This window comes from Hydrogenophaga sp. GW101-3F08, assembly GCF_059424585.1.
Map to the genome: position 1 here is coordinate 376231 of NZ_JBWKZP010000001.1, position 14206 is coordinate 390436.

The following is a 14206-nucleotide window of genomic DNA, read 5'->3' on the forward strand; positions in this document are numbered from 1 at the left end:
CGGCCCATTTTTTTTGGCCGAACGCTTTTCCCTCCACGCAAACCCTCAGGGCAGACACCACACAAGATGGCTTGGCAAGACACCGTAGAGCAAACCGTCACCGGACTGGGTTACGACCTGGTGGACCTCGAACGCTCCGCCAGTGGTTTGCTGCGGGTCACCATCGACTGGCCATGGCAGGCCCCGCAAGACGGGCAGGAAGCGCCGGTTGAGCGTTTCGTGACGGTGGAAGATTGCGAGAAAATCACCCGCCAGCTGCAGTACCTGCTGGAGGTTGAGGGGCTGGAGTACCGGAGGCTGGAAGTGGGGTCGCCGGGCATTGACCGGCCGCTCAAGCGCGAGATCGATTACGTCCGCTTCGTTGGCCACGTGGTGGACATCACCCTGAGAGCGCCGATCGGTGCCACGGGAACGGACGTTTCGGCCAATCGGAAAAAATTTCGCGGCACGCTGGAGCGCGCCGCCGATGGGGTGCAGTGGCAGGTGGTCTGGAGCGATGCGCCAGAACCCAAGCCCGGGCAGCGCGTGAGCAAGAAGCGCGTGCCGCCGCCCCTGCAGGCGCTGACCTTTGCGCTGGACGATGTCCAGCAGGCACGGTTGGCGCCCATTGTGAATTTCAAGGGCCGGCAGGCCCCAGGTGCGGCGGAGCCCCATTGAATGGCGCACGCAGCGTGGAAATGCATGGAAGCAACTGTTTTGAATTTGAAAACGATATCCGGAAAGGTGGGCGAGTGATATGAACCGCGAAATGTTGATGCTGATCGATGCCATCTCGCGCGAGAAAAACGTCGAACGCGACGTGGTGCTGGGCGCCGTGGAACTGGCGCTGGCCTCGGCCACCAAGAAACTCTACAAAGGCGATGTGGACATCCGTGTCGCGATGGACCCGGACACCGGCGCCTACGAGACCTTCCGTCGCTGGCTCGTCGTGCCCGATGAGGCCGGTCTGCAGAATCCGGACGCCGAAGAGTTGCTGACCGATGCGCGCGACGAGATCGCCGACATCGAAGAGGGTGACTACATCGAAAAGCCGGTCGAGAGCGTGCCGATCGGCCGCATCGGCGCCATGGCCGCCAAGCAGGTGATCCTGCAAAAAATCCGCGATGCCGAGCGCGAGATGCTGCTCAACGACTTCATGTCGCGCGGCGACAAGATCTTTGTCGGGACCGTCAAGCGCATGGACAAGGGCGACCTGATCGTCGAAAGCGGCCGTGTCGAAGGGCGTCTGAAGCGCGGCGAGATGATTCCCAAGGAAAATTTCCGCACCGGGGACCGCGTGCGCGCCATGATCATGGAGGTCGACCTCACCCTGCGTGGCGCGCCGATCCTGCTCTCGCGCTCGGCGCCCGAGTTCATGATCGAACTGTTCCGCCAGGAAGTGCCCGAGATCGAACAGGGCCTGCTCGAGATCAAGACCTGCGCCCGCGACCCCGGTTCGCGCGCCAAGATCGCGGTGCACACCAACGACAAGCGCATTGACCCCATCGGAACCTGCGTGGGTGTGCGGGGTTCTCGCGTCAACGGCGTGACCAACGAACTCGCCGGCGAGCGTGTGGACATCGTGCTCTGGAGCGAAGACCCGGCCCAGTTCGTCATCGGCGCCCTGGCGCCGGCCAATGTGCAGTCCATCGTGGTCGACGAAGAGCGCCACGCCATGGACGTGGTGGTGGACGAGGAAAACCTCGCCATCGCCATTGGCCGCGGCGGCCAGAACGTGCGCCTGGCGTCCGAGCTGACCGGCTGGCGCATCAACATCATGACGGCCGACGAGTCGGCCCAGAAGCAGGCCGAAGAGGCCGACGGCATCCGCAAGATTTTCATGGCCAAGCTGGACGTGGACCAGGAAATCGCCGACATCCTGATCGAGGAAGGCTTCACCAGCCTCGAAGAAGTGGCCTACGTGCCGCTGCAGGAAATGCTGGAGATCGAGTCCTTTGACGAGGACACGGTCAACGAGCTGCGCACCCGCGCCAAGGATGCCCTGCTGACCATGGAAATTGCCCGGGAAGAAAGCGTCGAGGAAGTCTCGCAGGACCTGCGCGACCTCGAAGGCGTGACCCCCGAGCTGATCGGCAAACTCGCCGATGCGGGCATCCACACCCGCGACGAACTGGCCGACCTGGCCACCGACGAGTTGACCGACATCACCGCACAGACGCCTGAAGAGGCCACCGCGCTGATCATGCTGGCCCGCGCGCACTGGTTCACCGGTGACGAAGCGCAATCCACGAATTGACCAGCGGAGGCCCCAGCGGAGAAAAGAACCTATGACAAGTACCACCGTCGCCGAATTGGCTGCCGAGCTGAACAAGCCCACCTCCGTTTTGCTGGAGCAACTCTCCGCATCCGGGGTTCCCAAGACGTCCGGGACCGATCCGGTCACCGAATCCGACAAGCAGATGTTGCTGGGCCACCTCAAGGCCAGCCATGGCACGGGCGGCGGTGAGCGCAAGAAGATCACCCTCGTCAAGAAATCGACCTCTGAAATCAAGCAGGCCGATGCCACCGGACGTGCCCGCACGATCCAGGTGGAGGTGCGCAAGAAGCGCACTTTCATCAAGCGCGATGACGAGATCGCTGCCGCGCCCGAACCGGTCGCGGAGCCGGTCGCTCCTGCACCGGTGGTGGATTCGGAAGAGCTGACCCGGCGCGAGGAAGACGCTCGCCGGCAGGCCGAGTTGCTGCGCCGTCAGGAAGAAGAGTTGACCCAGAAGCGCATGGAGCGCGAAGCCGAAGAGGCCCGCCAGGCCGAGGCCGAACGGGCCCGCGCTGCGGCTGAGGCCGAGGCAGCGCAAGCGGCGGCCCTGGCCGCCGCGGCACAGCCGGAAGAAGCCGTCGTCAGCGACGAGGCTGCGCAAGCCGAACGCGCGGCCAAGCAGACCCAGGCCAAGACCGCTTCGCTGGAGCGCGAATCGGCCGCCCGTGTGCTGGCCGACAAAAACGCCGAGGCCAAGAAGACCGAGGACCTGCGCGCCCAGGATCTGCTGGAGCGTCGCCGCAAGGCCGAGGCCGAAGCCGCGAACATCCGCGCCATGATGGCCGCCCCGGCCAAGACCCTGGTGGCCAAGAAGCCCGAGCCGACGCCCGACCCCAAGGCGGGCATCAAAGGCACCTTGCACAAGCCCGCCGGGACGCCCGGCAAGCCCGCTCCCGCAGCGGCCGGCGCGGTGGCTGCGCCGGGCGCGGCCGGGAAGAAGGAAGTCAAGTCCGAGAACCTGTCCTCCACCTGGAAGGACGATGCGGCCAAGAAGAAAGAGATCAAGACCCGCGGCGACACCAGCGCCGGCCGCTCCAACTGGCGCGGTGGTCCGCGCGGTGGCAGTGGCCGTCGCAACGACCGCGACAGCCGTGATGCAGGCCAGAGCAGTTTCGTGGCGCCGACCGAGTTCAAGGTGATCGAAGTGCACGTGCCGGAAACCATCACGGTGGCCGAGCTGGCGCACAAGATGAGTCTGAAGTCGTCCGAGGTCATCAAGCAGTTGATGAAGCTCGGCCAGATGGTCACCATCAACCAGCCGCTGGACCAGGACACCGCCATGATCGTGGTGGAAGAGCTGGGCCACAAGGCCGTCGTGGCCGCGCTGGACGACCCGGAAGCCTTCACCGACGAGGACGCCTCCCAACACGAAGCCGAGTCGCTGCCGCGGGCACCGGTCGTCACCGTCATGGGTCACGTCGATCACGGCAAGACCTCGCTGCTGGACTACATCCGCCGCGCCAAAGTGGCCGCGGGCGAAGCCGGCGGCATCACGCAGCACATCGGTGCCTACCACGTGGAAACCCCGCGCGGCGTGATCTCGTTCCTCGACACCCCGGGTCACGAGGCGTTCACCGCCATGCGGGCCCGCGGTGCACAGGCCACCGACATCGTGATTCTGGTGTGTGCAGCCGACGACGGCGTCATGCCGCAGACCAAGGAAGCCATCAAGCACGCGAAAGCGGCGGGTGTGCCGATGGTGGTTGCGTTGACCAAGATCGACAAGCCTGGCATCAACCTGGAGAAGGTGCGCTCGGAACTGGTGTCCGAAGAGGTCGTGCCCGAAGAGTTCGGTGGTGACGTGCCTTTCGTGGGCGTGTCGGCCAAGACCGGCGAGGGCGTGGACGCGTTGCTCGAACAGGTGCTGCTGCAGGCCGAAGTGCTGGAGCTCAAAGCGCCGGTGGACGCCATGGCCAAGGGTCTGGTGATCGAAGCACGTCTGGACAAAGGACGCGGCGCGGTGGCCACGGTGCTGGTGCAGAGCGGCACGCTCAAGACCGGCGACGTGATCCTGGTCGGTCAGACCTCGGGCCGCGTGCGCGCCATGCTCGACGAGAACGGCAAGACCATCAAGTCCGCCGGCCCGTCCATCCCGGTGGAAATCCAGGGTCTGTCCGAAGTGCCTCAGGCCGGCGACGATTTCATGGTGATGACCGACGAGCGCCGTGCGCGCGAGATCGCCACCTACCGTGCCGGCAAGTTCCGCAACACCAAGCTGGCCAAACAACAGGCGGCCAAGCTGGAAAACATGTTCACCGACATGTCCGCCGGCGAAGTCAAGGTGCTGCCGATCATCGTCAAGGCCGACGTGCAGGGTTCGCAGGAAGCGCTGGGCGCCTCGCTGCTCAAGCTCTCGACCGACGAGGTCAAGGTGCAGCTGGTGTTCTCGGGCGTCGGCGGCATCAGCGAATCCGACGTCAACCTGGCCATCGCCTCCAAGGCGGTGATCATCGGCTTCAACGTGCGCGCCGACGTGGGCGCACGCAAGCTGGCCGAGGGCAACGACGTTGACCTGCGCTACTACAACATCATCTACGACGCCGTGGACGAGTTGAAGGCGGCCATGTCGGGCATGCTGGCGCCGGAGAAGCGCGAAGAGGTCATCGGTTCGGCCGAGATCCGCACCGTGTTCGTGGCCTCCAAGATCGGTACCGTGGCCGGCTGTATGGTCACCTCGGGCATGGTCACCCGCAACGCCCACTTCCGCCTGCTGCGCGACAACGTGGTGGTCTACACCGGCGAGATCGACACCCTCAAGCGCCTCAAGGACGACGTGCGCGAGGTCAAGGAAGGCTTCGAGTGCGGTATCAAGCTCAAGAACTACAACGACATCCGCGAGGGTGATCAGCTGGAGTTCTTCGAAGTCAAAGAAGTGGCCCGCACGCTTTGATGCCTGGAGCACAAGACACCATGCGCCCGTCCAAAGGTTTCTGGCCAGAGTACAAGGGGCTGATGCTGTTCATCGGCTTCATGCTCGTGTTCCGCTCGGCCGTGGCCGACTGGAACTACGTGCCGTCCTCGTCCATGAACCCCACCTTGGTGGCGGGCGATCGTGTCGTGGTGAACAAGCTGGCCTACAGCCTGCGCGTGCCCTTCACACTGGCCCACATCACCCGCTGGGCCGAGCCCAAGGCGGGCGATGTGATCACGTTCGACTCACCCGCCGATGGTCTGAACCTGATCAAACGCGTGGTGGCGGTCGGCGGTGACACGGTCGAGATGGTCGACAACACCCTGATCGTCAACGGCCACGCGCAGGAACGGGCCTTGCTGGACAGCGCCCGCACCGTGCCCACCGAACAGGGGCCGCTGTCGGTCGAGGTCTGGCTTGAAAGCCTCGGCCAGCGCCGGCACGAGACCGCGCTGATTCCGTCGCTCAACCATTTCCGCGCGTTTGGCCCGGTACAGGTGCCCGAAGGGCATGTGCTGGTGCTGGGCGACAGCCGCGACAATAGCCGGGACTCGCGTTTCATCGGGTTCATCGACGTCCACCGCGTCACGGGCCGCGCCGAGCGCGTGGCCCTGTCGCACAATCCGCAGCGCTTCTATGTGCCCCGCGCTCAGCGCTGGTGGTTGCCGCTGGAAAGCGGAGTCTGAAGACCATGGCCGTCAAGAAATCTTCCACACCCAACCGCGGCTTCCGCGTGGCCGACCAGATCCAGCGCGATCTGTCCGAGCTGATTGCGCGCGAGCTCAAGGACCCGAGGGTGGGCATGGTCACGATCAACGCGGTCGAGGTCACGCCCGACTACGCGCACGCCAAGGTGTTTTTCAGCCTGCTCACCGGCGATCCGGCCGAAACCCTGCAGGGCCTGAACACCGCGGCCGGTTTTCTGCGCAGTGGCCTGTTCAAACGCCTGCACATCCACACCGTGCCCACGCTGCACTTCGTGTTCGACCGCACCACCGAGCGCGCGGCCGACATGAACGCCCTGATTTCCAAGGCGGTGGCCTCTCGTTCCAAAGACGGAGATTGACCATGCAGCGCCAAAGCACCAGGGTGCAACGGCGCCCTGTGCATGGGGTGCTGTTGCTCGATAAACCGCTGGGTCTTTCCAGCAATCAGGCGCTGCAGAAGGCCAAATGGCTGCTGCGCGCCGAAAAAGCTGGCCACACCGGCACACTGGACCCACTGGCCACCGGCGTGTTGCCCCTGTGTTTCGGTGCCGCCACCAAGTTCAGTCAGCTCCATCTGGATGCCGACAAGACCTACGAGACCACCGTGCGGCTGGGCGTGAAAACCCGCACCGGGGACGCCGAAGGCGATGTGATCGAGACCCGGCCCGTGACCTGCAGCGTGGGCCAAGTGGTCGAGGTGCTGGACCGTTTCACCGGCCCGATCGAGCAGGTGCCGCCCATGCACAGCGCTCTGAAGAAAGACGGCAAGCCGCTCTACGAATACGCCCGCGATGGCGAGACGGTCGAGCGCGAGGCACGCCATGTGGTGATCCACGAACTGGAGTTGCTCGACATGCAACTCCACGGCGATGCCCCCCAGCTGCGGCTGCGCGTGCGCTGCAGCAAGGGCACCTACATCCGCACGCTGGGCGAAGACATCGGCGAAGCGCTGGGCTGTGGCGGGCACCTCATCATGTTGCGCCGTACCGCCACCGGCCCGTTTGACGAATCACGGTGCACCACGCTCGAAGCGTTGGAGGCTGACAACGAGGCGCAACGCATGGCCCGGCTCTTGCCTGTGGACATCCTGCTGGGCGGGCACACGCCGGTGGCGCTCGATGCAGAAGGCGCCGGACGCTTTCTCAGTGGCGTTCGCCGCCGCGGCCACTGGCCCGATCAGGAGCAGGTGGCCGTGTTCGGCCCAGGGCCCGGCGCCGAACCCCGCGAAAACGAACCATCGCCCAGGCCCGTCCTGCTGGGCAGTGGCCACACCCAAGGTGGTGAACTGATCCCGGGGCGGCTGCTGAGCCCCATCGAAATACAGCAAATCCTGGAAACCGCAACATGAGCAAACAAATCCGCAACATCGCCATCATCGCCCACGTTGACCATGGAAAAACCACCATGGTTGACCAGTTGCTGCGCCAGTCCGGCACCTTCGCCGAGCACGAAAAAGTGGTCGACACCGTGATGGACAACAACGCCATCGAACGCGAGCGCGGCATCACCATCCTGGCCAAGAACTGCGCGGTCAGCTGGCAGGACACCCACATCAACATCGTCGACACCCCCGGCCACGCGGACTTCGGTGGTGAAGTGGAGCGCGCGCTGTCCATGGTGGACGGCGTGGTGCTGCTGATCGACGCCCAGGAAGGCCCGATGCCGCAGACCCGCTTCGTCACCAAGAAGGCGCTGGCCCTGGGCCTCAAGCCCATCGTGGTGGTCAACAAGGTGGACAAGCCCGGCGCCAACCCCGACAAGGTCATCAACGCCGCCTTCGACCTGTTCGACAAGCTCGGCGCGAACGACGAACAGCTGGACTTCCCCGTGGTCTACGCCTCCGGTATCAACGGCTGGACCTCGCTGGAAGAGGGCGCGCCCGGTGAACAGTGGGGCCCGGACATGTCGGCCCTGTTCAACACCGTGCTCAAGCACGTGCCGGCCCAGCAGGGCGACCCGGCGGCACCGCTGCAACTGCAGATTTCCGCGCTCGACTTCTCGACCTTCGTGGGCCGCATCGGCGTGGGCCGCATCAGCGCGGGCACCATCAAGCCTTCGATGGACGTGCTGGTCATGGAAGGTCCGGACGGCAAGTCTTTCAAGGGCCGTGTCAACCAGGTGCTCACGTTCCAGGGGCTGGACCGTGTGCAGGTGACCGAAGCCGGTCCGGGCGACATCGTGCTGATCAACGGCATTCCCGACATCGGCATCGGCGTGACCGTGACCGACCCGCTCAACCCCGCACCGCTGCCCATGCTCAAGGTCGACGAGCCGACGCTGACCATGAACTTCTGCGTCAACACCAGCCCGCTGGCCGGCCGCGAAGGCAAGTACGTCACCAGCCGCCAGATCTGGGACCGTCTGCAAAAGGAACTGCAGCACAACGTCGCGCTGCGGGTGAAGGAAACCGACGAAGACGGCATCTTCGAAGTGATGGGCCGTGGTGAACTGCACCTGACCATCCTGCTGGAAAACATGCGCCGCGAGGGCTATGAGCTGGCCGTGTCCAAGCCGCGTGTGGTGTTCCGGGACGTGGATGGCGTGCGCTATGAGCCTATCGAGCTGGTGACGGCCGACATCGAAGAGCAGCACCAGGGTGGCGTGATGCAGGCCCTGGGCGAGCGCAAGGGTGAGCTGGTGAACATGGAACCCGATGGCCGCGGCCGCGTGCGCCTGGAGTACCGCATTCCGGCGCGTGGCCTGATCGGTTTCACCAACGAGTTCCTGAACCTGACCCGTGGTTCGGGCCTGATCTCCAACATCTTCGACAGCTACGAGCCGCACAAGGGCGACATCGCCAGCCGCAAGAACGGCGTGCTGATCTCCATGGACGACGGTGAAATCTTCACCTACGCCCTGGGCAAGCTGGACGACCGCGGCCGCATGTTCGTCAAGGCCGGTGATCCGGTGTACGAAGGCATGATCGTCGGCATCCACAGCCGTGACAACGACTTGGTGGTCAACGCCACACGCACCAAGCAACTGACCAACTTCCGTGTCTCCGGCAAGGAAGATGCCATCAAGATCACGCCCCCGATCGATCTGAACCTGGAATACGGTGTGGAATTCATCGAGGACGACGAGCTGGTGGAGATCACGCCCAAGTCCGTGCGTCTGCGCAAGCGCCACCTGAAAGAGCAGGACCGCAAGCGCGCCAGCCGCGACTGAGCTGGGCCCCACGCTCCACCACCGGGCGGAAACGCCTGGGGGTGGTGTGACTGGCCCCTTGCGCAACACCCACCATGCCCTTCAAGGCCCTGAACCGCCTGACCCACACCCAGGCGGTTTTCCTCATGCTGGCGGTGACCCTCATGTGGTCCATCGCTGGCGTGGTTTCGCGCCAGCTGGAATCGGCCGCGCGTTTTGAAGTGACGTTCTGGCGCAGCGCTTTCACCGCACTGTCGCTGCTGGTGATCCTGCCGGTCTGGCGCCACATGGACCGCAGCCAGGGCCTGCTGCCACCGGAGCGCACCGACACCGGGCCGTGGCGCCTCTGGCTCAAGCGCCACTGGGGCCTGATTCCGGAATCCAGGTCCTTCTGGATTTCCGGTGTGTGCTGGAGCGTGATGTTCACCGCCTTCATGCTCGCGCTGACCTTCACCAGCGTGGCCAACGTGCTGGTGATCATGTCGGTGGGGCCGCTGTTCACCGCCCTGTTGGCGCGCGTCTTCATCGGCCATCGCCTGGCCACACGCACCTGGCTGGCCATCGTGGCGGCCGGCGCGGGCATTGCCTATATGTACGGCAGCCAGTTCGTTGCGGCCCTGACCCACCCCGAGATCGATACCGGCGGGCTGCTGCTGGGCTCGCTGTTTTCGCTCTGCGTGCCTGTGGCCGGCGCGATCAACTGGACGGTGGTGCAACGTGGCCAGACCCATGGCGAAAAGATCGACCTGGTGCCCTCGGTGCTGCTGGGCGCGGTGATCTCGTCGCTGCTCACCTGGCCGCTGGCCATGCCTTTCACTGCCACCGGCAGCGACGTGGCCTGGCTGGCCCTGCTGGGCCTGGTGCAATTGGCCATCCCCTGCGCACTGTCGGTGGTCTGTGCCCGTGTGCTGAAGGCACCCGAGGTGTCGCTGCTGGCCCTGCTCGAAGTTATCTTCGGCATTCTCTGGGCCTGGATCGGGGCCGGCGAAGTGCCGGGCGACGAGGTGCTGCTGGGCGGCAGCCTGGTCATCGGCGCCCTGGTGCTCAACGAGCTGCTGGGCTGGCGCGCGCGCGCGGGCACGCCACGTATCCAGACGGTCGACAAACCGCCACAATGAACGCCACCTCCGGAAACACGAAGATGACCGCATCCACCGCCGAAACCCACGTCGTCACCGAAATCCAGGGCCGGGTGGGCTGCATCACGCTGAACCGGCCCAGGGCGCTCAACGCCCTGTCGCTGGAGATGATCCGCACCATCACCCAGGCGCTGCGGGCGTGGAAAGACGATGGCATGGTGCTGGCCGTGGTGGTGCGTGGCGTCAACAAGGAAGGCCCGTTCGGTGCCTTCTGCGCGGGGGGCGACATCCGCTTCTTCCACCAGGCCGCGCTGGCCGGTGACCCGGCGCTGGAAGACTTCTTCACCGAAGAGTACGCGCTCAACCACCTGATCCACACCTACCCCAAACCCTACATCGCGCTCATGGACGGCATCGTCATGGGTGGGGGCATGGGCATCAGCCAGGGGGCAAGCCTGCGCATCGTCACCGAGCGCAGCAAGCTCGCCATGCCCGAAACCAACATCGGCCTGTTCCCCGACGTGGGGGGCGGCTACTTCCTGAGCCGTTGCCCGGGCCGTCTGGGCGAATACCTCGCGCTCACGGGCCATGTGCTGGGCGCGCGCGATGCCATGGCCGCGGGGCTGGCCGACGGCTTCATCGACTCTGGCCGTTTGCCCGGCCTGTGGGCCTCACTGGCGCAAACACCGTTCGAAAACGGCGCTTCGGTGGAGCGCTGGTGCGCCAGCCACCTGAACACCACGGTCACCCCGGGGGCCTGGCCCATGCAGGAAGTGGATCGCGCGTTTGGCCTGCCCGACATGGTGCAAATCATCGCCACGCTGGAGGCCACCGACAGCGACTGGGCGCGCGCCACCGCCGCTACCCTGCGCCAGCGTTCACCGCTCATGCTGCACGTGGTGCTGGAGCAGGTGCGCCGCGCGCGCGCCATGGGCCTGGCCGACGACCTGCGCATGGAGCGGGACATGGTGCATCGCTGCTTCCATCTGCGCCCCGCCGCGCAGAGCGAGACGGTGGAGGGCATTCGTGCGCTGGCGGTGGACAAGGACCACACCCCGCGCTGGAACCCGCCGCGCATCGAAGACGTGACGCCCGCGCAGGTGGCCGCGTTCTTTGAGAGCCCTTGGGCGGCCGACGCACACCCCTTGCGTCAGCTGGGCTGACCCCGTTCTTCAGAGCTGGCCATGAACCACCCGGGCCAGCGCCAGCAGGGCCTCGCGGGGCAGGGGGCCCGCCAGGGCGTAGCCAAAGCCCTGATCCACCCAGTAAAAGCGCGGCACCGGACCATCGTCGGTGAAGCGAAACGCGGTTTCGCCCCCTGCCGTGCCCTTCGAACCTGTGTCCAGCGCGCCCAGGTACAAGGTCAGGCGGACACCGCTGGCGTCCTGGTACATGAACTGGGCGCGAGCGCCGGTGTCGCCCGGCAGCAGGCGGCCCCCCATCAGCTGGTAGCCCTGCGCGCTCAGATCCGGCACCGCCAGCGGTTTGCCCAGTCGTTTGGAGAGCCATTGCACCAGATGCGCCTGCTCGCTCGCGGCAACCTCCACGGGGTGGCGGACCTCGGGTGAATACACCACATGGGCCACGGCCGCCTGTTGCGCAAACGCCAGGCCCCGTTGCCCCGCCACGCTGGGCGTGCCCGCCCGACCAGGCCATTGCCCATGGCTCAGCCAACCCAGGCCGAAGGCCGCCACCACACTGGCGGCCATGCCGCCCCAGCGCCACCAGTCGTTGGCCTGGCGGCGAGCGGTGGCGGCGCGCAGCAGCACGTCGCGCATCGGCTGGGGCACCGGTGCCTCCAGCAGCGGGGCATGCAGTGCCCGCAGGGCCTCGCGCTGTGCACGCCAGTCGGCGAGCCGGCGGCTGGCCTCGGGCTGCTGCAAGAGCCGCGCTTCGATGGCCTGGCGATCTGCGGGCGGCAGGTGGCCGTCGATGAGGGTGTGCAGCTCATCGTCGGTCACGGGGGCGGCAACGGAAGGTGGCGTATCGGGTTTCATGGGTTCACTCATCCGGCAAATTCATTTCAGCCGGCGCAGCGGCACCGGCTCGGCGGCGCGTTGCAGACCTGCTGCGGCCGGTACGCCATCCATCAGGGCCTGCAGCCGGTGGCGGGCCCGCGACAGCCGGGACATCACCGTGCCCTCCGGCACGCCCGTGATTTTGGCCACGGTCTTGTACGACAGGTCTTCCAGCGTCACCAGCAACAGCACCTCGCGTTGTTCCTCCGGCAGCAGCAGCAGGCAGCGCTGCAGATCGAGCGCGGTGTCGGTGGGCAGGGTGGGTGCGATCAGCTCGGCTTCGCTGTCGTCCACATCCACCTCGCGTCCGGCGGCGCTCTGGCGCCGGACGCGCTGCAACTGGTTCATGTACAGGTTGTGCATCAGGGTGAACAGCCAGGCGCGCAGATCCGTGCCTTCGCGCCACAGGCGTTGTTTCGTGCAGGCCCGCTCCAGCGTGTCCTGCACCAGATCGTCGGCCGCCCAGGCATCGCCCGTCAGCGCCCGCGCGTAACGCCGAAGGCTGGGAATTTCGCTCAGGAGCTCGTTCGGATTCATGCGCGGGGCGGGGAAGGGCGGAACTCAGGGCTTGGCCGCGTGCCAGACCTTGTTGACGCCGTCGCCGGTGGCGTCGCCGGGTTTGCTGTCCTTGACCCAGTAATACAGCGGTTTGCCTTTGACAGCCCATTGCTTCTTGCCGTCGTCGCGCGTGATCACGGTGAAGTCGCCGCTGGGCTGCTCGCCGTCGGCCGCCATGAGCGGCGGCCAGTTGGTGGCGCAGGGGCCGTTGCAGACGGACTTGCCGCTGCCGGCCACATCGTTGTCGAAGGTGTAGAGCGTCATCTGGTTGGGGCCGACCAGCATGCCGTTCATCACTTTGGCCGGCACTTCGGCGTAAGCGGATGCGGTGGCGCCCAGCAGGGCGAGGGTCAGGGTGGCGAGCGCGGGGAACTTCATGGAAACCTCCAGTGGGGATGTTGCGGAACGCAGCACAGGGCTGCACTCTCACAAACATCCGGGAGACCCGGTTTATTCCCGGTGCTCGCAAAAAAATCTAGCGGTGGCGCGACTTCATCACCCGCTCCACCTCGCGCTTGCCTTCGCGCTCCTTGATGGTGTCGCGCTTGTCGTGTTCGGCCTTGCCCTTGGCCAATGCCAGCTCGCATTTCACTTTGCCGTTTTTCCAGTGCAGGTTCAGCGGCACCAGGGTGTAGCCCTTTTGCTCGATCTTGCCGATGAGGCGGCGGATCTGGTCCTTGTGCAACAGCAGCTTCTTGGTGCGCACCGCGTCCGGGCTGATGTGGGTGGAAGCGGTGTTGAGCGGGTTGATCTGGCAACCGATCAGAAACAGCTCGCCAGCCCGGATCACCACGTATCCGTCGGTGAGCTGCACCTTGCCTTCGCGCAGGGCCTTGACCTCCCAGCCTTCGAGCACCACCCCGGCCTCGAAGCGCTCTTCGATCGCGTAGTTGTAGAACGCTTTTTTGTTGTCGGCGATGCGGGTGTCGACACCCTTGGCGGGCGCGGTCTTGCTGGGTTTGGTGGCCATGGGGTTTCAGTTGCGGCCGTTTCAGGCCAATACAATGGCAGCGAACACGCTGCGCGGGCGCCTTGCCGAATCTGGCAGATGGCCCTGAATGCACGCCGATTGTATGAAAACGATTCAAAAGTCAGTTTTGCTTTGGCACAGCGCGCACGAGATGTTCGCACTGGTGACCGATGTGCACCATTACCCGCAGTTCCTGCCCTGGTGCGATCACAGCGAAGTGATCGAGCGCGATGCGGGTGGCATGGTGGCCCGTGTGGGCATGGCGCTCAGTGGCCTGCGTCACAGCTTCACCACCCGCAACACCCATGTGGACGATCGCCAGGTGCTCATGGAGCTGGTGGACGGGCCGTTTTCACACCTGGAAGGTTGCTGGGATTTCACCCCGCTGGGTGATGGCAGTCAGCGGGCCTGCAAAGTGGAGTTTCGTTTGACCTATGGCTTTTCCAGCCAGACCCTGGCAACCCTCGTGGGGCCGATTTTCGACAAGATCGCCGGCAATCTGGTGGACGCCTTCGTCAAACGCGCCGACCAGGTCTATGGTGCTGGCTGAGGGCACGGC

At 65.4% G+C, this 14206-nt stretch carries 14 protein-coding genes; 10 read left to right on the forward strand and 4 right to left on the reverse strand.

Annotation, left to right across the window (positions count from 1 at the left end):
• Nucleotides 1–66: 66 nt before the first annotated feature.
• The 9 genes from rimP to AC07YZ_RS02060 all read left to right on the forward strand — a co-directional run bounded on the left by rimP (nucleotide 67) and on the right by AC07YZ_RS02060 (nucleotide 11264).
• Entirely contained in the window at nucleotides 67–657 is a 591-nt protein-coding gene (gene rimP, locus AC07YZ_RS02020) for a ribosome maturation factor RimP (protein ID WP_226492975.1), read from the forward strand.
• Nucleotides 658–736: 79 nt separating this feature from the next.
• Nucleotides 737–2236: a transcription termination factor NusA gene (gene nusA, locus AC07YZ_RS02025; RefSeq protein WP_226492974.1), complete on the forward strand. Its 1500-nt coding sequence runs from the start codon at nucleotides 737–739 to the stop codon at nucleotides 2234–2236.
• Nucleotides 2237–2267: 31 nt separating this feature from the next.
• Nucleotides 2268–5147 (forward strand): translation initiation factor IF-2, encoded by a 2880-nt coding sequence (gene infB / locus AC07YZ_RS02030; RefSeq protein ID WP_226492973.1) that lies wholly within the window; start codon nucleotides 2268–2270, stop codon nucleotides 5145–5147.
• Nucleotides 5148–5167: 20 nt separating this feature from the next.
• On the forward strand, nucleotides 5168–5854 hold the full coding sequence (gene lepB / locus AC07YZ_RS02035) for a signal peptidase I (RefSeq protein ID WP_494793527.1): 687 nt from the start codon (nucleotides 5168–5170) through the stop codon (nucleotides 5852–5854).
• Between the two features lie 5 nt (nucleotides 5855–5859).
• Nucleotides 5860–6234 (forward strand): 30S ribosome-binding factor RbfA, encoded by a 375-nt coding sequence (rbfA, locus tag AC07YZ_RS02040; protein ID WP_068168954.1) that lies wholly within the window; start codon nucleotides 5860–5862, stop codon nucleotides 6232–6234.
• A 2-nt stretch (nucleotides 6235–6236) separates the two neighbouring features.
• Entirely contained in the window at nucleotides 6237–7223 is a 987-nt protein-coding gene (truB, locus tag AC07YZ_RS02045; RefSeq protein WP_226492971.1) for a tRNA pseudouridine(55) synthase TruB, read from the forward strand.
• Entirely contained in the window at nucleotides 7220–9043 is a 1824-nt protein-coding gene (typA, locus tag AC07YZ_RS02050) for a translational GTPase TypA (RefSeq protein WP_226492970.1), read from the forward strand. The genes truB and typA overlap by 4 nt, the downstream gene beginning before the upstream one ends.
• 74 nt (nucleotides 9044–9117) lie before the next feature.
• Nucleotides 9118–10140 (forward strand): DMT family transporter, encoded by a 1023-nt coding sequence (locus tag AC07YZ_RS02055; protein WP_494793528.1) that lies wholly within the window; start codon nucleotides 9118–9120, stop codon nucleotides 10138–10140.
• Between the two features lie 23 nt (nucleotides 10141–10163).
• Nucleotides 10164–11264 (forward strand): enoyl-CoA hydratase/isomerase family protein, encoded by a 1101-nt coding sequence (locus AC07YZ_RS02060; protein WP_494793529.1) that lies wholly within the window; start codon nucleotides 10164–10166, stop codon nucleotides 11262–11264.
• A 9-nt stretch (nucleotides 11265–11273) separates the two neighbouring features.
• Here AC07YZ_RS02060 and AC07YZ_RS02065 read toward each other — a convergent pair whose 3' ends face one another.
• From AC07YZ_RS02065 to smpB, 4 genes are all read right to left on the reverse strand, one after another.
• Nucleotides 11274–12098 (reverse strand): anti-sigma factor family protein, encoded by an 825-nt coding sequence (locus AC07YZ_RS02065; protein WP_494793530.1) that lies wholly within the window; start codon nucleotides 12096–12098, stop codon nucleotides 11274–11276.
• 21 nt (nucleotides 12099–12119) lie between these two features.
• Nucleotides 12120–12656, reverse strand: coding sequence for a sigma-70 family RNA polymerase sigma factor (locus AC07YZ_RS02070; RefSeq protein ID WP_494793531.1), 537 nt, complete (start codon nucleotides 12654–12656; stop codon nucleotides 12120–12122).
• 24 nt (nucleotides 12657–12680) lie between these two features.
• Nucleotides 12681–13055 (reverse strand): COG4315 family predicted lipoprotein, encoded by a 375-nt coding sequence (locus AC07YZ_RS02075; RefSeq protein ID WP_226492965.1) that lies wholly within the window; start codon nucleotides 13053–13055, stop codon nucleotides 12681–12683.
• A gap of 97 nt (nucleotides 13056–13152) precedes the next feature.
• Complete coding sequence (gene smpB, locus AC07YZ_RS02080) at nucleotides 13153–13647, reverse strand: SsrA-binding protein SmpB (protein WP_068168974.1); 495 nt, start codon at nucleotides 13645–13647, stop codon at nucleotides 13153–13155.
• A gap of 103 nt (nucleotides 13648–13750) precedes the next feature.
• On the opposite strand from smpB, the gene AC07YZ_RS02085 reads away from it, so the two are divergent.
• A complete protein-coding gene (locus tag AC07YZ_RS02085; RefSeq protein WP_068168977.1) occupies nucleotides 13751–14197 on the forward strand; it encodes a type II toxin-antitoxin system RatA family toxin in 447 nt (148 codons plus the stop codon).
• The last annotated feature ends 9 nt before the right edge of the window (nucleotides 14198–14206 follow it).